The sequence below is a fragment of the Paenibacillus turpanensis genome, assembly GCF_011421635.1.
Classification (GTDB): domain Bacteria; phylum Bacillota; class Bacilli; order Paenibacillales; family YIM-B00363; genus Paenibacillus_AK; species Paenibacillus_AK turpanensis.
In genome coordinates this window covers 135,588-152,700 of the sequence record NZ_WTLI01000003.1, presented here as the reverse complement: position 1 = coordinate 152,700, position 17,113 = coordinate 135,588, and the positions used below count along the sequence as shown (strand labels likewise).

The window sequence follows — 17,113 nt, the reverse complement described above, 5'->3', positions numbered from 1 at the left end:
CTCCGGGCGGGAGAAAAGCGGCGGTTATTCATCCTGCTTATGGCACCGGTGGCAAATGCCTTGAAAATCAAGCCGGTGATCCAAAACTTTAAAGTTAAATTCCTTTTCCAAACGAACCTCAAGCGGAGTCAGCCAATCTTCCATAATTTCGTCCACCGCACCGCATTGTACGCAAATCAAATGATGATGATGATGCCGGTTATTATCATTGCGAAGATCGTAACGGGCAACCCCGTCCCCGAAATTCATCTTCTCTACCACATGAAGCTCGCTTAACAATTCCAGCGTGCGGTATACGGTAGCGAGACCAATTTCCGGCGCCTTCTCCTTGACGAGCATAAACACATCCTCGGCGCTCAGATGATCTTCTTCGTTCTCGAGAAGGACACGTACTGTCGCTTCCCGCTGCGGTGTGAGCTTGTACCCTTGCGATTGCAGCTGCTGTTTAATTTTTTCGATCCGTGATTCCAACGTCCTCACCCTCCCGCCGAACCTTCCGTCACAGGTCATATGGTACCATTATAGGGTGAGGATATGGACAAAGTCAAACCTTTTGCAGAGAAGCAATCTTTACTGTCCTAGTATACGAGTGCGGACACAATAGGCGCCGTCCACCCGATAATGACCGGGGATACGTAGGCCTGCATCAGCGCCGCTCCCATCGTCACTACGATCATGAGCACCGTTACTGCTGAATACACCGCAAATGGCTCTCCGACGGTCCCGCGCTGCTGCATGAACTTCACTTTGACCAGCTGAATCGAAAAGGACAAGGCCGCTACACTGGCAATGAGCAAGGCAGGAATGAGCAGCATGTTTTGCGGGGCTACAGACGCCAGGGCGAATACCATGCCGTCCCACGAAAACTCCGAAGCCATAAATCCAACCGTAAAGCCGATCAATACACCCTTTAAGAAATCGAGCAGCAAAATGAGCGGAAGCCCGACCACAGACAGTCCGAACAGCCAAATCAGACCGATCCACTTCGCATGGGTGCCGAAATAATGGAGAATATCGCCGCTCCCGGCTCCGTTTGCTCCTTGTATCGACATATGAAAAAAGCTGTTCATCATGAGGGACAGCTCTTCCTTTTGACTTAACGACATGGCATTCACCATAAGCGAACCGAATACAACACCCATCAAAAATAACACGCCCACGAAAATATAGAGCGGCAGTTGGTCCTTATGGAACAACTGAAACTTCGAATTAGCCAGCATGTCCGATCCCTACCTTTCTTCTGCGTCTCTCACATATTATGAGTGCAGAGGCTTGGATATGACAGCTTGGCCCTTTACTTGATCACCTTGCCGTACCGTCCGCCGCCGCCGGCGGACAGCTTAAGTGTGCCCTCTCGCGCTTCACCGATCAAGCGCGCGAGATCGGGCCCGGCGACCTCCTCCAGATCGCCCAGCGGCACCTGATGCAGGATGTTCATTTCGGTGCCGAAATGATCCAGCAGCCGCTGCAGCAGCTTTGGCCCGAGGCCCGGCAAAAATTCCAGCGGCACCTGAATATAATACGGCGGGCGATGGTCCGGCGACTGGCCGGGCGGCTTGTCCGACAGCTCGGCGATGCGCGATGCTACGCCGGAGATGACGCCGGTTTTGCCGCAGTTCGGGCAAGGCGCGGCTTCGCTGCCGCCGTAATCTCCGGCGGAGCCGCCCTCGCTGCCGGCATCGCCGCCGCTTCGCAGCGTACCGCAGCCGGTGCAGAAGGTTTGATGGTACTTGCCGAGCCGCGGGCTCAGACCGTAATTTGCCGTGACGCAGCGGCCATCCTCCCTCAGCAGCGCCTTTCGAACCTCGGCGAAGCTTGGCTCGGCCAGCCGCATTTTATTATATTCCCTGCCGATCTTGGCCAGGGAATGCGCGTCCGAGTTGGTGACGAAGGTATACGGCGCCAGCTCGGAAATGCCGTCCGCCATCGACGTGTCGCTGCTCAGCCCAAGCTCGACGGCAGCGACTTTAGACGGATCAAGCAAATCTGCCATACGATCCACGCTGCTGCCGTACAAGCTTTTGTGCGGCGTAAATATATGCGCCGGAATAAGAAAGCCGCCCCTCGCAGCCGCTTCCTCCTGCAATGTACGAGCCGGAACGTAAATACGCTGTGAGCTAAGACTCACATTTTTCATATGCCTGCCAAGCCAATTTGTAAAATCCTTAATGACTTGAAGGGTTGGCAGGTACACAAGCAGATGCGCTGGCCTGAGCCCCGGGTCTCTGACCTCGATTTCACTGCCGAGCAGCACTGTCGTTCCCTTGTACCTTATTCCCCCGCCCTCAAGCTCTTCCATTTCCCCGTTATGTAAATAATGCTCGATTTCCTCCTGCACCTGCGGCGAGTGACAGTCGATAATACCGGTCACTTGAATGCCCTTCCGTTCCGACGCTTCGCGCGCAATGTTATAGAAGGTTAAATCCTTCGACCCGCTGATCTTCACCGGACTTCCTTTTTCCGTACGCCCGATGTGAATATGAAGGTCTACGTAATATTCATTCACGGCTGGATTCTACCTGTTTGCAAATACTGCTGCCACGCGTATACCGCGGTAATCGTTTTGGCGTCGCTGATGCGCCCTTCAGCGATGTACTGCTTCGCCTGATCAAGCGTAATCGCCTCCACATCCAAAAACTCATCCTCATCCAGCTGCTCCTGCCCCTTGACCAGCTTGTCCGTAAAATAAATATGGATAAGTTCGTCGGCAAAGCCCGGCGAGGTGTAGTACGAGCACACATGCTGCAGTTCCTCCGAGCGGTAGCCGGTTTCTTCCTCCAGCTCCCGTCCCGCAGCCGAAAGCGGCGCTTCGCCCGGATCCAGCTTGCCTGCCGGAATTTCCACCTGGCTCTTCTCCAACGGCTTGCGGTACTGCTCTACGACGAGCAGCTTGCCGTCCAGCAGCGCGATTACGGCCACGGCGCCCGGATGCTTCACAACTTCTCTCGTTGCCGTTTCCCCGTTCGGAAGCGTAACATGATCGACCTGCAGCGAAATGACGCGGCCTTGAAAGATCGGTTCCGTGCGAATCGTTTTTTCTTCAAACTTTTTTCCAGCCTGCTTGTGATTTTCAGTCATACGTTTTCCCTCCTGTTCATAGCTTGTATTATATCAAACTTTGATAGATTTCCATGAGGGGGAGCCAAGATGAAAACGCACGTCACGGGCAGCAGCATTTTTTTAACGGGAAAAGCATGGGAGATCCGGCATAAGCTTCAGCGCTTGGTGCGGAAGGACGCTCTTAAGCATGCAACGCTGCACATGTATTTGCAGACCATCACCCCTGTGGAAAAGAGAGCGGTTGAACCGATTCAGCCTTGATGCTCAGTGTTCATACCTATGCGGCTCGTGTGTGATCCTTCTGAGATTTCGTGCAGAGCCTCCGCTCGGTTCATCTTTCCGCTTCCGTGGATACGTGAAAGGTGACGCCATATTTATCCGTAACGATGCCGTAAGCCGGACTCCAGAAGGTTTCCTGCATCGGCATTCGCACTTGCCCGCCATCCTTTAGCGCTTCGAACATCGTTCGGGATTGCTCTGCATCCTCGGACATGATACAGATGGTTACATGGTTTCCTTGCTGAAGCGGCTGACCTGGAAACGTATCGGAAAACATCATGTCGCTTTCTCCAATGGTGATCATGGCATGGGATACCCGGTCCTTCGCTTCATCCGGCAGTGGAAATTCGGGATTATGCGGCATTTGTCCGAAGGTTTGGATGCCGACGACATTGGCTTCAAGCGCCTTCTCATAAAATGCAATCGCTTCCTTCGCTTGTCCGTCCAACACTAGATAAGGTACCAATCTTACACTCATCGTTTGTTCACTCCTTTTCATTTGCGCTCCACAAAATACAATCCTCTTCGAAGGAAGAAAAACTTAGCGAGGCTTGGACAATTCTCAACTCACCTTTGCCTGACGCTCCTCATTTTACCCTTTTGTCCTTTCCTGAAACCATGATTGTGTAAATAAACCGGTGATTTACTATTATCAAATATCTGAGATCACAGGGAGTTATCGGTTCGTAAGAATCCTACTCCTCTAAACAAACAAAAAGCCCTGCTTTGCTGTATACTTCTACAGTCAAAACAAGGCTCTGCATTCACTTCAAACCATCCGGCCTAACGCTAAATTCACAGCTTTTTCTTACGCCTTCTTTTCCTTAACCGACTCCTGAATAATCGCTACGACAAACTCCGTCAGCTTAACAATATCGTCCGCCTTAATGCGTTCCTTTGTCGTATGAATATCCTCATAGCCAACGGACAAGTTAATCGACGGGATCCCAAGCCCGTTGAACATGTTCACGTCGCTGCCGCCGCCAGATTTAAACGTTGAACCCTTCAAGCCAATCTGCTCCAGCGCTTGGAATGCAACACGAACCACCTGTGAATCATTATCGAAATGGTACGCAGGGTAAATGACATGGCTGTCAAACTCCACCCGCGCGCCAAACTCCTCCGCCGTTTCCTCAAATGCTTTACGCATTTTGTCCACCTGCACCGCCAGCTTGTCGTCCTTTAAACTGCGGGCTTCCGCCGTAATGTAAACGTAATCGCAAACGACGTTCGTTTCCGTACCGCCCTCAAAGCGTCCGATGTTAGCGGTCGTTTCATGATCGACCCGGCCCAGCGGCATGCGGGAAATCGCCTTGCTCGCCACTTGAATCGCGCTGATTCCCGATTCCGGGCTGACGCCGGCATGAGCGGCCTTGCCGTAAATTTTGATCTTGATTTGCGCATGGGTCGGCCCCTGCGTGCACATTTCACCGATCGAACCGTTACAGTCAAGCGCATAACCATAATCCGCTTGGAACGTGCCCGGCTTCATCGACCGCGAGCCGATCAAATGCGATTCCTCGCCTGCGGTAATGACGAACAGCAGCTTACCGTGCGCAATGTTCTGCTCCTTCAGCACACGAATCGCTTCGAACATTGCAGCCAGTCCAGCTTTATCGTCACTGCCTAAAATCGTCGTGCCGTCGCTGCGAATAAATCCGTCATCGTCCAGACGCGGCTTGATGCCATTCCCCGGCACGACCGTATCCATATGCCCAGTAAAGAAAACCGCCGGTGCAGCCTCATGACCCGGTGTCGCTTCGAGCGTACAAATCAAGTTGCCCGAGCCGTGCCCGGTTACCTCGCGAGTGTCATCCTCCACTACCTGAAGGCCCAGCTCGCCAAACTTTTGCTTCAGCACGACGGAAATCGCTTCCTCATGCTTCGTCTCACTATCTACCTGTACCAGCTCATAAAACTCGTTCAGGATACGTTCCCGGTTAATCATGGCACTTCCCTCCATTATGCTCATACGTTACAATACAAGCTAGAACCCCACACAAGGAGTGAACTCATTCATGCTGCAAAAAAAATGGTGGTTTAAGCTCGTTATTTGGCTCATGCTCTTATCTATGCTGCTCTCGACCGTTGCATTTGCCTTGAATTTCATTCTTGTATAAAGGCCGGCCTCCCGGCCCTTATACATATTCCTCTTGAAAAGCACCTCTAGTACAGCTTCGTATCCGGACCAAACGCCTCCAGATTCTCCTTCACCCGCTGCAGGAAGCGGCCGCAAATGACTCCATCCAAAATCCGGTGGTCAAGCGACAAGCAAATATTAGCCATCGAACGAACGGCAATCATGTCATTAATAACCACTGGTCGTTTAACGATAGACTCAAAAGTAAGGATCGCCGCTTGCGGGTAATTGATGATCGGATACGACAGGATCGATCCGAACGACCCGGTGTTATTGACGGTAAAGGTGCCGCCCGTCATATCGGAAGGCGTGAGCTTTCCGTTGCGGGTTTTCCGCGCCAGCTCCTCAATGTCCCGGGCAAGTCCGGCGATTGTTTTCTCATCCGCACGCTTAATGACTGGCGTTAATACGGAATCCTCCGTCCCGACAGCCAACGAGATATTAATATCGCGCTTGACGATAATTTTATCTACCGCCCAGATGGAATTCATAATCGGATAATCCTTAATGGCATTGACGACAGCTTTCAGCAAAAATGCTAAATAAGTAAGGTTTACACCTTCCTGCCGTTTGAAATCATCCTTAATCTTATTGCGAAGCGTCACCAAATTGGTAACGTCCACTTCGATCATTGTCCATGCATGAGGGATTTCCGTTACGCTCTGCCGCATCCGGCTGGCAATCGTATTGCGGATCGGCGTTACATCCAAGAAGTATTCCCCGCGTCCGCCGCGCCCTTCCCCTTCGACTTCAATAGCAGGAATACGCGGCTCTTCCGACAAGTGCAGGCCCGAGGATCTTACCTGTTGAGCCGAAGGTCGTTCGGATGCCGGTTCTGCTGCTGACACTGCCGGTCTCATCGGGGCAGCCGGAGGGGTTGCAGCCGCGGCCGGCTGACCTGCTAAAGAGGCCGAGTTCCCTGTGGAAGCTGCGCTTCGTGCCGAGAGAGCGGCCGATGCTCCGCCGTTTTCCACGTAAGCAAGCACATCCTTGCGGGTAATTCTGCCGCCAAGGCCGGTGCCCTGCAGCTGGGACAGATCAATGCCATGCTGCTGCGCAAGGGTCAATACAGCCGGAGAGTAGCGGCTTGCCATCGGCCCCTGAGGCTGTACCTGTACCTGTACCGACGGCTGCTGTCCCGCCCCGAAACCGCCGTTACTAGCGCCCGTCGCTTCCGGCTGTCCTGCCGGCTGTCCGTCCGCTTGAGCCGCAGGCACGGCAATGACACAGATGGCCTGCCCTACCGCCGCCTCTTGGCCTTCACCGACAAGCAGCCTAACCAAGGTTCCTTCCACAGGCGAAGGCATTTCCGTATTCACTTTATCCGTCATCAGCTCGCAAATTACATCGTATTCTCTTATGTAATCACCGGGCTGCTTTAACCATTTCCCCACAACGGCCGAAACGAGCGTCTCCGCCAAATGCGGAATCGTCACTTCAACTTCAACCGTTTGTCCTGCCGTCATCGCCACAAGACAGCACCTCCTCTTCCTCTTAAAACTGCGCCAGCTGACGCATTGCCGCTTTCATTTTCTCTGTGTTGACGAGGAAAAATTTCTCCATCACCGGATTCATCGGCACGGCCGGAACATCGGGCCCGCAAACGCGCATAATCGGCGCATCCAGATCAAACAGCAGCTCCTCGGCAATAATCGCAGATACTTCTGCTCCGACGCCCCCTGTTTTATTGTCCTCGTGCGCGATCAGCACTTTGCCCGTCTTCGCGGCCGCCGCCAATATCGCTTCCTTATCAAGAGGCTGCAGCGTGCGAAGGTCGAGCACGTGCGCACTGATTCCTTCACGCGCTAATTCCTCTGCCGCCTGCAGTGCATAATGCACCGTAATTCCATAAGAAATGACGGTAATGTCCGTCCCTTCGCGCTTCACATCCGCTTTGCCGATCGGCACAGTGTAGTCGCCTTCCGGAACCTCGCCGCTAATCAGCAAGTAGCATTTCTTATGCTCAAAATACAGCACCGGATCCGGATCGCGAATCGCTGCCAGCATTAAACCTTTCGCATCATAAGGCGTAGACGGGGCGACAATTTTCAGTCCCGGCGTCCCGAAGAACACGCCTTCCGGACACTGCGAGTGGTACAGTGCGCCGCCGCCCGTCGCCCCGTAAGGCACACGGATGACAATCGGGCAGTGCCAATCGTTATTCGAGCGATAGCGGATCAACGCCGCTTCGCTTAGAATCTGATTCGTCGCCGGAAAAATAAAATCGGCGAACTGCATTTCCGCAATCGGCTTCATGCCGTACATCGCCGCGCCGATCGCTACCCCGGCTATCGCCGATTCCGCCAGCGGCGTATCGAGTGTCCGGTACTCGCCAAACTGCTCAAACAGCCCCTTGGTTGCATTGTTGACGCCGCCCTTGCGGCCAACGTCCTCGCCGAGGACAAACACGTCCTCGTCCCGCTCCATCTCTTCCCGCATCGCGGAACGGAGCGCCTCCAAATACTTCATAACCGCCACTATGCGTTCGCTCCTCTCCGGGAAGGATTCGGGTTCATCGCGTTCGGACGATCATTCTCGTCAAGCGCATAAACATGCAGCAAAGCGTCTTCCGGCTGCGGCTGCGGCGCGCGTTCTGCATACTGCGTCGCCTCCTGCAGCTCGCGGGTGATCGCCTCATGAAGCGCCGTATCCTCTTCCTCGCTCCAAATACCCTGCTCCAGCATGTACGTCTTTAAACGAAGCACGCCGTCGCGCTTCTTATTTTCTTCAACCTCTTCCTTCGTCCGATACAGCATATCGTCATCTGCAGTGGAGTGCGGATGAATCCGGTACATGACCGCTTCAATCAGCGTCGGACCGTCACCGGCCAAACCGCGCTCCCGTGCTGCTTTTACCGCCTCATAGACATCGAAGAAATCATTGCCATCGACACGCACGCCTGGAAACCCGTAGCCGATCGCACGGTCAACCACATTCCCCGCGACCTGCTTATCCAGCGGCACAGAAATGGCGTATTGGTTATTTTCGCACATGAAAATGACAGGAAGCTTATGTACTCCCGCGAAGTTGCAGCCCTCATGGAAATCCCCCTGGTTGCTGGAGCCTTCGCCAAAAGTGACAAAAGAAACAAACGGCTTGCGCTTCATCTTTGCAGCCAGTGCGAATCCGACCGCATGCGGCAGCTGCGTCGTTACCGGACTGGAGCCGGTTATGATGCGCAGATGACGGGAGCTGAAATGCGCCGGCATTTGGCGCCCGCCGCTGTTCGGGTCCTCCGGCTTGGCAAACGCGGATAGGAGCAAATCCTTAACCGTCATGCCTGCGGAAAGCACAAATGCATAATCTCTATAGTATGGGAAAAAGTAATCGGACTCGCGGTCCAGCGCAAACGCTGCCCCGACCTGAGCCGCTTCTTGACCGATTCCCGGGACGTGAAATTGGATTTTTCCAGCCCGCTGCAGCAGGAAGCACCGCTCATCGTATTTTCGTGCCGTCAGCATCATCCGGTACGCCTGCCGGACGTCCTCGTCCTGCAAACCTAGCTGGCGATGTCTTGCATTTAGCGCGGCAGAAGTTTCGTAAGCCATGCGAAACCCCTCCTTTAATGTGATATTTATCACCTGGTAATAAGACTTGGAGCTATACGTTCATCTTACATGGCGAGCGACCGTCCGTCAACCGCCAGAACCGCTTCGCCAAGCGCTTCGGCAAGCGTCGGATGAGGCCGGATCAGCTGGGCCATTTCCCAAACGGAAGCATTCAGCAGCTGGGCAAGCGCAGCCTCTCCGATCATATCGGTCGCGCGTTCGCCGATGAGATGCACTCCTAAAATATCATCGGTTTCCGCATCCGTCACGACCTTGGCAAACCCATTCGGTTCGCCGTGAACAATCGCCTTTCCAAGCGCCTGATAAGGAAATTTTCCGATTTTCACCGACCTTCCGGCCTCACGGGCTTCGCGTTCCGTCAACCCGACGGATGCGATTTCCGGACGAGTGTACACGCAGCGGGGAACATGTCCGCCGTGGAATGCGGTTTGCGCATCCCCAGATAAGTGTTCCGCCGCAACGATACCCATATGCGCAGCAGCGTGAGCAAGCTGGGGACCGCCGGTGCAATCGCCGATTGCATAGATGTGCGGCTCCGCCGTTTGCTGCCATTCGTTCACCCGAATGAAGCCTCTTTCCAGCTTTACATCGGTGTTTTCTAGGCCAATCCCCTCTACGTTAGGGGCCCGGCCCACTGAAACGAGCAGGGCGCCGGCCGTCAAAACCTCACTGGATTCGGCCCCCTCCGCCGCAGCTGCAATCGTCACCCCGTCCGCATGCTTTTCGAGCGTATCCGCTTGAACCTTAACACCCGTTAGGATCCGAATGCCTCGTTTTGCAAACAAACGGGCCAGCTCCTTGGATACATCCTCATCCTCCAAGGGCAAAAGCCGCCTTTCTGCTTCCACAATCGTCACTTCAACGCCGAAGTCGTTCAGCATCGAGGCCCATTCAACGCCAATAACTCCACCGCCAACAATAATGATCGAAGGAGGCAGCGCCTCAAGCTCCAGCGCCTCATCGCTGCTAAAAACCCGCTCCCCGTCCGGTTCAAGTCCGGGGATGATGCGCGGCCTGGAGCCGGTTGCGATAACGAGATGGGAATTGACAAGCGTTATGACATCCCCATCCTCTTGCTCAACTGCTACAGCCCCGGCCTTTGGCGAAAAGATCGAAGGCCCTACAATCCGGCCGTTGCCGTAATACACATCGATTTTATGTTTTTTCATCAGCATTTGAACGCCGCTATGCAGCTGCTGAACCGTTTTATTTTTACGCTCCTGTACTTTACCGAAGTTCAGCGACAAGCCGGATGCTTCAACCCCGAAGGCTTCCGCTTCCTTCATCGTGCTGTACACCTCGGCACTGCGCAGCAGCGCTTTACTTGGAATGCACCCCCGGTGCAGGCAGGTTCCCCCCAGCTTGTCCCGCTCTACAACGGCAACGGTTTTCCCCAGCTGAGCGGCACGGATTGCGGTAATATACCCGCCGGTTCCGCCACCTAGTATTACTACATCATATGTATGAGTCATGATTTCAAACACCCTCCTTCTCTTTATTTTATCTGTAATGCACGGTAGAATGATAGAGAAAGTTCGCAATCGTCAAAACGTTACAAGAAGGGACAAGCTATGAATCAAACGTTACAGCGTTTTATTGCCGTCATACTGTTAGCATTGCCCGGCTTATCGGCCGCATACGGCTTCTTACTTATGAAAGATGCCGTTTTCGCCTCATTCGGGCCGAATACATTGCCCTGGCTGAAGCTGATCATCGGCTTTATTTTATTTGCAATCGGTGTTGCTTTTATCGCGGGCTGGATTTTCTTTCGCGACCGCAAGCGCAATTATGTTGCTCCGCGCTTCCGTGAGAAGAAACCACGCAGACCAAAGCAATAGCACCCACGAAGGCAAAAAGAAGGCAGGGACCGCAGTCCCTGCCTTTTCCGTATTATTTTACAACAAGCGTCGACTTCATTTCCAAGTGTCCGGTTCCGCAAAGAACGATACATACGATTTCATATTCGCCTTCTTTGTCGAACGTAACTTCCTTGGACAGAGTGTTTCCGTCAAGCAGTACATCCAGTCCTTTAATTTCGATGCCGTGAACGCCCGTCTTGTTCTCAAGAACGACTTCCATCTTGGAACCCTTCGCAACCTCATAAACCGGCTTATCGAACTTCCAGTTCGTCGCAACAATTTTCACGCGGTTCGCTTCAGCAGCCAGCTCTTCCTTGGAAGGAGCCTTCGGAAGTTGATTGAACGTCACTAAAAGACCGTACATCGCTCCTACTAGAAGTAATAACGACATGATCCATTTGTACATTGCAGGTCCCCCTAAACGTCATATATCCATAACTTTAAGTATAATCAAACGGTTATGCGCTGTCCTTAGGAACATTGGCGGAACATTGACCGTTTTGTGACAAAATTACGAAGATAATAACGACGAAAATACGAACAATTGCTACTATAACACATGGGAACAGGCTGTGTAAACCTTGCCCTATTGTACAAAAAAATGCGCCCCGGCTACCGGCCGGAACGCACCGCTTTTGATTTTTTTACCCGCGGCACAGCGGAAGAAGGCTGCTTTACGATCCATTTTAAATACGCAGACAGCTGCTCGTTTGCACGAAGCGCTTCGATCGTGTTAAGACCTTGCTCCAGCTGGGCATTTGTAAACAAAGCATGCACCTGCTTATGGCACGCAATGCAGAAATCTGCCGTTGGAAGAAGCGTCCCCCCACGTTCCTTCGGCGTGAGATGATGTACGGTCGTTACGATATTCTCCCGGCCGCACAGCTCGCAAACCCCAAGCTTGTCGCTGCGTTTTCCCATAGTTCCTCCCGCAACTTACGGATTAGCTTTAGAAGCTTCTCCAGCCAGCTTCAGCAAGTCATTTTTCCTGAAGGCATACACCTCTTGCGGACTTCCTTCTTTCTGCTGCGCCTGAATCGTTTTCGTCCGAACGTCTACCGAGACCGAATAGGCCCCCAACAGCTCCCCGATATTAATTTGCCCAAAATGGTCGCCCTGCCATTGATAAATGATGGCCTGCATGGGTAAACCGTGAGACGAAATAATTTCAGCCGTCCCGTCATGGTCCAAATCCGTTTCCTCGGCCATTCCTGTGTCCACCTTAAAGAACGGCTTTACCTTGCCATCCACAAGTTCAAAATAATTCGTCTCTGCATAATTCGCACCGTAAGGTCCGGTTATTTTCAACAGCGACTTGCCGTATTGGGTCCATACCCCCGACCCCAGGAGATCGGAGGAGGCGTAAGCCGCTCCTGCCACGGGACCAAGGCCGAACAGCTTTTCATTTCGTTTCATCGCAGCATATATATGTTCAGTATCTTCTTTTTTCGTGTAAAAATACAATGTATCCGGACCAATCTGCTTTTGTAAAATAAGCTGCTCCAACCCGGAAGCGCTCATTTCCGTTACTTTTTGTTCTGTAGAAACGTCTTGCGGTACAAACGGGATATTGACCTCTGTTTCCGCAGCCGGCGATGACTGCAGCTCCGATTTTTCTGCTTGCGGCTCCGCAGATCGTGGCCCTTGGCAGCCTGCAGCGACCATTCCCATAAGTGCAAGTACATAAAGCAGCTTTCTCATTCTTGTTTAATCTCCTTTGGCAGTGAGGTTCATCCTCGGTCTACCGCTATAGACGCCCGATCAATCGCAGAGGTTGCAAAGGAAACATATCCTTATTTTGTAAAATGGAGCTTGCGATTCGCCCATATCGTAATAAACAACAATACAGCACCGACAGCGACATAACTCCAACCGTTGGGATGAATCGTGGGACCAAAGCTTGGGATCATTCGAGGGATCAAAAAGAATGCGGCAACCGCAGCCGTTGAACATAAAAATACGACTATTCTTTCTTTCCACTTGCCCATGGTACTGTAGATCGAGCGCTGCACCAATTTTAGCACCAGAAAGACAATGAATCCGATCAGAACCGCTTGAATCAAAAACCGTACCACAGCCGTACCTAAATATACGGATTCAACCGGATGCCCCATCATATTTTGGATGACCATGACCCCGCCATAAGTAAGCAGCATCCATGCTGCAAATTGAAGCAATAAAAAAATGACAAAGCCCGCGGCATTTTTCGTATTTTCCTTCGGCAAGCTGCCGATTAAATCCCTGCAGTACTGCTGCGGATCGCTGCCAAAAATTTGATTCGCACTTTTTCCTTCCGCTTGAGCATCGAGCAAATGATCCAGCAGCTCCATCAAAAGCTCCTCCGAACGCTGCTCGGATAGCAGCATTTCGGCTCGAACATAAACAAGCAACTTTTCGTAATAAGCCGCATTTTCAGCGGTAAGCTGTTTACGCTTTTCATTATTCAGACGAATCAGCTCTTTGGTATTCATATGTTCATCCTCCATCCTTTCCATCGAGCATTTTTTCTACTGGCCGTGCAATACTGCTCCATTCCTTTTGAAAATCCAGCAAAGTATCGCGGCCGCGGTCGGTCAGCTTGTAATATTTGCGCTTCGGCCCGTTAGGCGAGTCTTTCATCTCTCCTTCAATTAGCAGCTCCTTTTGAAGCCGGAGCAGGATTGGGTAAATCGATCCTTCGCTTACATCGTTTAACCCATATTGCTGCAGCTTTTGAGACAGTTCATAGCCGTACGTTGATTCCCTTTCAATAAGAGACAAAATACAGCCTTCCAATACACCTTTTAACAGCTGGCTTCGTAATGACATCACATCATTCCTTTTAGTATTATGCATTACAAGGTAGTGAGCCGAAAAAACAGCTACCTTGTTTTGCAAGATAGCATTGGTTTTATTATATAGTGTTTGAATCGAGATGACAATAGGTTCCGAATGGTTGTCTTCTACACAGAACGTATTGGCGTATAGGCTACGGTAGGTTATTTCCCTTCCACACGCCTTCTCCCCAAGTGTTAGTTCCAACCTTAATTACTTCCAGCTTCAACCCTTCCCTGTGCGGATAAGGCAACCCAACTCTAAAAATCCGTTTGCCGTCTGCAGAGCCCTCAAATAATCTTCGGTGACTTCCAGAGCTTTGACTTCCACTGCAAAAGCATAGCTAGCACTTCCTGACGGCCAATGTCCATATACATCATAGATATAGATCCCCTCTTCAGCAGGCAGCGTGAGCTTATTTCCCCTTAAATCGGCGGTTTTCGGCTGATGATTCACCCATAAATTGATTCCGAACTCTACAGGAGGGCGATCAAACGTGATCGTCAATTCCGCATTTGGAGCAGCAGCAACGGGCACATTCTTTTTCACCAATTCGTAAGGAGGGGCCGTGTCAGCGCAAGTACCCGAATTTTTATACGACCAGCAATAGGAGCCGCGAACAACCGGAATCGTTTCATCATTCCATCGAATTTCCGGCACCGGCACTTTGGCTGGATCGGCATGTTTTTCATTTGAATCGCGTTCCAATAAACGGACCGCATTCTCCAGCTTTTCCAATTCTAAAGGGGACAGGTTTAATCCAGCTTCAGCAAATGCATGTTGAACATCTTCTAACGAAAAGTATTCCTGAGTGCCCGATGACCGGGCCGTAAGCCTCGAGCTGCTTGCATCATAGTACAGCCCCGCTGAAATCATGACAACAATGAAAACCAATACAACCAGCCGTCTCATCATAGTTCGTTCCTTTCATTTTCTAAGGTCATACAACATAAACGGCCTGGAATGACATTTTGTTGCCGCAAATAATAAAACCCGATAAACCTTTAAGGTTTATCGGGTCGTGTCGCAGTTCAGCTCACTTTATGCTCAATCCGCAGCTTGTCGGCCACCATCGCGATAAATTCGCTATTGGTTGGCTTTGCCTTGGAAATGTTGATCGTGTAACCAAACAGGTGACTGATGCTGTCGATGTTGCCGCGCGTCCAAGCGACTTCAATCGCGTGACGAATGGCGCGTTCTACACGGCTCGGCGTCGTGCGGTATTTTTCGGCAATCGCCGGATAAAGCGACTTTGTAATGGCGCCCAGCAGCTCAATATTGTTGTACACCATCGTGATGGCGTCACGGAGGTACTGGTACCCTTTAATATGTGCAGGAACGCCGATTTCGTGGATGATGCTTGTAATATTCGCATCCAGATTGCGTCCCTTCGGTACAGGAGCAGCTGCAGTAACCGGCCTGCGAACTGCGCTTGACGCTGATTTCATAGCAGAGCCTGGCGAAGCGAGCTGGCGAATGCGGTTGGTGAGCACCTCCATATCAAATGGCTTCAATATGTAGTAGGATGCTCCCAATTGCACAGCCTTCTGGGTAATATTTTCTTGACCAAATGCAGTCAGCATAATGATCTTTGGCTGCGGCTGTATGTTCATGTCCTTCAGGCGTTCCAGTACACCTAAGCCGTCAAGATGCGGCATAATAATATCTAAAATAAGAACATCCGGGATCTTCTGTTCTTGTTCGATCAAACGTAATACCTCGTCACCGTTATAAGCGGTTCCAATGACGGACATATCTTCCTGATCCGCGATATATTCGGAAAGAAGATTCGTGAATTCCCGGTTGTCATCTGCTAGCAAAACCTCTATTTTTTGCAAAACGTACGTCCTCCTCAACAGTAATGGTCTTCTAATTATTATGTTTTCGACAACGAATTATAAATTCCTTCTGTCGAAAAATTTATTTTTTGTTTTTTTACCATCAAGAAATCCTAAGGCGCTGTTAGCTAGCCTTAGGATTTTGTGCGGACGGACCGATCATTATGCCTGCGTCGCGAAGCATCCACTCTACAAAGCAGCCGTAGCCGGAGCTTGGATCATTGACAAAAACATGTGTTACTGCCCCGATCAGCTTACCGTTTTGGATGATAGGGCTGCCGCTCATCCCTTGAACGATTCCTCCAGTTTTGGAAAGAAGCTTCGGATCCGTAATTTTGATGACCATTCCTTTTGTTGCCGGTGCATCCTGCTTGGCAACATGAACGACCTCGATATCGAATTTTTCAACCTTCTGCCCTTCGACGACTGTGTATATATGAGCAGGTCCTTCGGTAATTTCTTCGGCAAAAGCGACCGGTACCGGCTCGTTAAATTCATTTTTCTCCGGTGCCTTGTACATTCTTCCGAAAATACCGAAATCCGTGTTTCTTTCGATGTTACCCATGACTTGATCTTCCCGAATAAGGTGCGCCCGTTTTTCGCCAGGCTCGCCGTTTTGGCTTTTCGAAATCGAAGTCACGTTGGACGGTACTATTTCACCGCCGCCGACAACGATTGGCGTTTGCGTGTCCATATCAGTTATTACGTGACCCAAGGCACCATAAACACCATGGTCCGGGGCATAAAATGTCAAGGTTCCTACACCGGCTGCAGAATCACGGATGTACAAACCGAGACGATAGGTTTTTTCATTTTCATCATACTCTGGAGTAATTTCTGTATCGAAGGTTTTTCCGTTTCGCTGAACCTTCAGCTTGATTGGTTTTCCCGATTTTCCAGCTTCCTCCACAAGGGGGGATACCTTTGTCACATCAACAATTTTCACACCGTTCATTTCGGTGATTAGATCACCTAATTGTAGCTTTGCTTTTTCGCCCGGTGAAACCTTTTGTCCGTCTTTCCCCGGTATTAAATGATGCCCTACAACGAGCACTCCGGCCGATTTCAGCTTCACACCGATCGTTTGGCCGCCCGGAATCACTTTTAGATCAGGCACAATGTTGACTGTTAACGTTTTTAACGGAATCTTTCCGAAAAGCTTCAGCTTCATCTGTGCTTGACCCGAATGCCGGGAGTCCAAAGAAATCGGTTCATTTAAATTAACTTTGAAGGAGTGCTGTATATGGCCGTTCACCCGCAGCAAATCCGGGTTATCCACCGATACGTCGGCACTGACCGGCATGCTTAAATGAAGCTGCTTGCTTTGGCCGTCAAAAAGCCTCAGCTCATGGGGAAATGAAGCAAACTGCTGGAAAGGGGCGGTCGTACATAATAAGCATACGCAAAACACTAGCAGGAGTCCGGCAAGACGCCTCCGGTTGTTGGACTTCAAGCTGCATCACCCTCCCTATGCTTTTTGTTTTTCGCTTGACGAAAAAGGTGATCGCCATTTGCGTACCTATAAGGTACCCCGCCCTATATGTTTTATTACTG

At 51.2% G+C, this 17,113-nt stretch carries 21 protein-coding genes; 3 read left to right on the top strand and 18 right to left on the bottom strand.

Annotated elements, in window-relative coordinates; translation table 11 throughout:
- Window positions 1-24 precede the first annotated feature (24 nt).
- The 4 genes from fur to GQS10_RS03945 form a co-directional block, all read right to left on the bottom strand.
- A complete protein-coding gene (fur, locus tag GQS10_RS03960; RefSeq protein ID WP_166239221.1) occupies window positions 25-471 on the bottom strand; it encodes a ferric iron uptake transcriptional regulator in 447 nt (148 codons plus the stop codon).
- A gap of 107 nt (window positions 472-578) precedes the next feature.
- The gene (gene spoIIM, locus GQS10_RS03955) at window positions 579-1,220 is read right to left on the bottom strand and encodes a stage II sporulation protein M (RefSeq protein ID WP_166239219.1); all 642 of its coding nucleotides are present in this window, start codon (window positions 1,218-1,220) and stop codon (window positions 579-581) included.
- Window positions 1,221-1,294: 74 nt separating this feature from the next.
- Window positions 1,295-2,506, bottom strand: a complete 1,212-nt coding sequence (locus GQS10_RS03950) for a PHP-associated domain-containing protein (RefSeq protein ID WP_166239217.1) — start codon at window positions 2,504-2,506, stop codon at window positions 1,295-1,297.
- Window positions 2,503-3,078, bottom strand: coding sequence for an NUDIX domain-containing protein (locus tag GQS10_RS03945; protein WP_166239215.1), 576 nt, complete (start codon window positions 3,076-3,078; stop codon window positions 2,503-2,505). Before GQS10_RS03945 ends, GQS10_RS03950 begins: the two co-directional genes overlap by 4 nt.
- 69 nt (window positions 3,079-3,147) lie before the next feature.
- Between GQS10_RS03945 and mciZ the strand changes: the two genes are divergently transcribed.
- Complete coding sequence (mciZ, locus tag GQS10_RS03940) at window positions 3,148-3,321, top strand: Z-ring formation inhibitor MciZ (protein ID WP_166239213.1); 174 nt, start codon at window positions 3,148-3,150, stop codon at window positions 3,319-3,321.
- Between the two features lie 70 nt (window positions 3,322-3,391).
- On the opposite strand, the gene GQS10_RS03935 is transcribed toward mciZ, so the two are convergent.
- Window positions 3,392-3,817, bottom strand: coding sequence for a VOC family protein (locus GQS10_RS03935; RefSeq protein WP_166239211.1), 426 nt, complete (start codon window positions 3,815-3,817; stop codon window positions 3,392-3,394).
- Window positions 3,818-4,147: 330 nt separating this feature from the next.
- Window positions 4,148-5,287, bottom strand: a complete 1,140-nt coding sequence (locus GQS10_RS03930) for a M20/M25/M40 family metallo-hydrolase (protein WP_166239209.1) — start codon at window positions 5,285-5,287, stop codon at window positions 4,148-4,150.
- 70 nt (window positions 5,288-5,357) lie between these two features.
- Between GQS10_RS03930 and prli42 the strand changes: the two genes are divergently transcribed.
- Window positions 5,358-5,459: a stressosome-associated protein Prli42 gene (gene prli42, locus GQS10_RS03925; RefSeq protein WP_243734941.1), complete on the top strand. Its 102-nt coding sequence runs from the start codon at window positions 5,358-5,360 to the stop codon at window positions 5,457-5,459.
- Window positions 5,460-5,505: 46 nt separating this feature from the next.
- Here the strand turns inward: prli42 and GQS10_RS03920 are convergent, their stop codons facing one another.
- From GQS10_RS03920 to lpdA, 4 genes are all read right to left on the bottom strand, one after another.
- Entirely contained in the window at window positions 5,506-6,945 is a 1,440-nt protein-coding gene (locus tag GQS10_RS03920; RefSeq protein ID WP_166239544.1) for a dihydrolipoamide acetyltransferase family protein, read from the bottom strand.
- A 28-nt stretch (window positions 6,946-6,973) separates the two neighbouring features.
- The gene (locus tag GQS10_RS03915) at window positions 6,974-7,957 is read right to left on the bottom strand and encodes a pyruvate dehydrogenase complex E1 component subunit beta (protein ID WP_166239207.1); all 984 of its coding nucleotides are present in this window, start codon (window positions 7,955-7,957) and stop codon (window positions 6,974-6,976) included.
- Window positions 7,957-9,027 (bottom strand): thiamine pyrophosphate-dependent dehydrogenase E1 component subunit alpha, encoded by a 1,071-nt coding sequence (locus tag GQS10_RS03910; RefSeq protein WP_166239205.1) that lies wholly within the window; start codon window positions 9,025-9,027, stop codon window positions 7,957-7,959. Before GQS10_RS03910 ends, GQS10_RS03915 begins: the two co-directional genes overlap by 1 nt.
- A 65-nt stretch (window positions 9,028-9,092) precedes the next feature.
- Entirely contained in the window at window positions 9,093-10,520 is a 1,428-nt protein-coding gene (gene lpdA, locus GQS10_RS03905) for a dihydrolipoyl dehydrogenase (RefSeq protein ID WP_166239203.1), read from the bottom strand.
- Between the two features lie 99 nt (window positions 10,521-10,619).
- Between lpdA and GQS10_RS03900 the strand changes: the two genes are divergently transcribed.
- Window positions 10,620-10,886, top strand: coding sequence for a DUF2627 domain-containing protein (locus GQS10_RS03900; protein ID WP_166239201.1), 267 nt, complete (start codon window positions 10,620-10,622; stop codon window positions 10,884-10,886).
- 52 nt (window positions 10,887-10,938) lie between these two features.
- Here GQS10_RS03900 and GQS10_RS03895 read toward each other — a convergent pair whose 3' ends face one another.
- From GQS10_RS03895 to spoIVB, 8 genes are all read right to left on the bottom strand, one after another.
- Entirely contained in the window at window positions 10,939-11,313 is a 375-nt protein-coding gene (locus tag GQS10_RS03895; protein ID WP_166239199.1) for a cupredoxin domain-containing protein, read from the bottom strand.
- A 206-nt stretch (window positions 11,314-11,519) separates the two neighbouring features.
- Window positions 11,520-11,828, bottom strand: a complete 309-nt coding sequence (locus GQS10_RS03890; RefSeq protein ID WP_166239197.1) for an HNH endonuclease — start codon at window positions 11,826-11,828, stop codon at window positions 11,520-11,522.
- Window positions 11,829-11,843: 15 nt separating this feature from the next.
- Entirely contained in the window at window positions 11,844-12,608 is a 765-nt protein-coding gene (locus GQS10_RS03885; protein WP_166239195.1) for a hypothetical protein, read from the bottom strand.
- A 92-nt stretch (window positions 12,609-12,700) separates the two neighbouring features.
- Window positions 12,701-13,378 (bottom strand): DUF1129 family protein, encoded by a 678-nt coding sequence (locus GQS10_RS03880; protein ID WP_166239193.1) that lies wholly within the window; start codon window positions 13,376-13,378, stop codon window positions 12,701-12,703.
- Between the two features lie 4 nt (window positions 13,379-13,382).
- A complete protein-coding gene (locus GQS10_RS03875; RefSeq protein WP_166239542.1) occupies window positions 13,383-13,715 on the bottom strand; it encodes a PadR family transcriptional regulator in 333 nt (110 codons plus the stop codon).
- Window positions 13,716-13,946: 231 nt separating this feature from the next.
- Window positions 13,947-14,459, bottom strand: a complete 513-nt coding sequence (locus GQS10_RS03870) for a hypothetical protein (protein WP_166239191.1) — start codon at window positions 14,457-14,459, stop codon at window positions 13,947-13,949.
- A 293-nt stretch (window positions 14,460-14,752) separates the two neighbouring features.
- The gene (spo0A, locus tag GQS10_RS03865) at window positions 14,753-15,559 is read right to left on the bottom strand and encodes a sporulation transcription factor Spo0A (RefSeq protein WP_166239189.1); all 807 of its coding nucleotides are present in this window, start codon (window positions 15,557-15,559) and stop codon (window positions 14,753-14,755) included.
- Between the two features lie 124 nt (window positions 15,560-15,683).
- Window positions 15,684-17,012 (bottom strand): SpoIVB peptidase, encoded by a 1,329-nt coding sequence (spoIVB, locus tag GQS10_RS03860; RefSeq protein WP_166239187.1) that lies wholly within the window; start codon window positions 17,010-17,012, stop codon window positions 15,684-15,686.
- Window positions 17,013-17,113: the final 101 nt, after the last annotated feature.

Coding starts and splice junctions, on each gene's coding strand:
- spoIIM (WP_166239219.1), bottom strand. CDS start 1,220: ATGCTGGCTAATTCGAAGTTTCAGTTGTTCCATAAGGACCAACTGCCG.
- GQS10_RS03945 (WP_166239215.1), bottom strand. CDS start 3,078: ATGACTGAAAATCACAAGCAGGCTGGAAAAAAGTTTGAAGAAAAAACG.
- mciZ (WP_166239213.1), top strand. CDS start 3,148: ATGAAAACGCACGTCACGGGCAGCAGCATTTTTTTAACGGGAAAAGCA.
- GQS10_RS03935 (WP_166239211.1), bottom strand. CDS start 3,817: ATGAGTGTAAGATTGGTACCTTATCTAGTGTTGGACGGACAAGCGAAG.
- GQS10_RS03930 (WP_166239209.1), bottom strand. CDS start 5,287: ATGATTAACCGGGAACGTATCCTGAACGAGTTTTATGAGCTGGTACAG.
- prli42 (WP_243734941.1), top strand. CDS start 5,358: ATGCTGCAAAAAAAATGGTGGTTTAAGCTCGTTATTTGGCTCATGCTC.
- GQS10_RS03920 (WP_166239544.1), bottom strand. CDS start 6,945: ATGACGGCAGGACAAACGGTTGAAGTTGAAGTGACGATTCCGCATTTG.
- GQS10_RS03910 (WP_166239205.1), bottom strand. CDS start 9,027: ATGGCTTACGAAACTTCTGCCGCGCTAAATGCAAGACATCGCCAGCTA.
- lpdA (WP_166239203.1), bottom strand. CDS start 10,520: ATGACTCATACATATGATGTAGTAATACTAGGTGGCGGAACCGGCGGG.
- GQS10_RS03900 (WP_166239201.1), top strand. CDS start 10,620: ATGAATCAAACGTTACAGCGTTTTATTGCCGTCATACTGTTAGCATTG.
- GQS10_RS03895 (WP_166239199.1), bottom strand. CDS start 11,313: ATGTACAAATGGATCATGTCGTTATTACTTCTAGTAGGAGCGATGTAC.
- GQS10_RS03890 (WP_166239197.1), bottom strand. CDS start 11,828: ATGGGAAAACGCAGCGACAAGCTTGGGGTTTGCGAGCTGTGCGGCCGG.
- GQS10_RS03885 (WP_166239195.1), bottom strand. CDS start 12,608: ATGAGAAAGCTGCTTTATGTACTTGCACTTATGGGAATGGTCGCTGCA.
- GQS10_RS03880 (WP_166239193.1), bottom strand. CDS start 13,378: ATGAATACCAAAGAGCTGATTCGTCTGAATAATGAAAAGCGTAAACAG.
- GQS10_RS03875 (WP_166239542.1), bottom strand. CDS start 13,715: ATGTCATTACGAAGCCAGCTGTTAAAAGGTGTATTGGAAGGCTGTATT.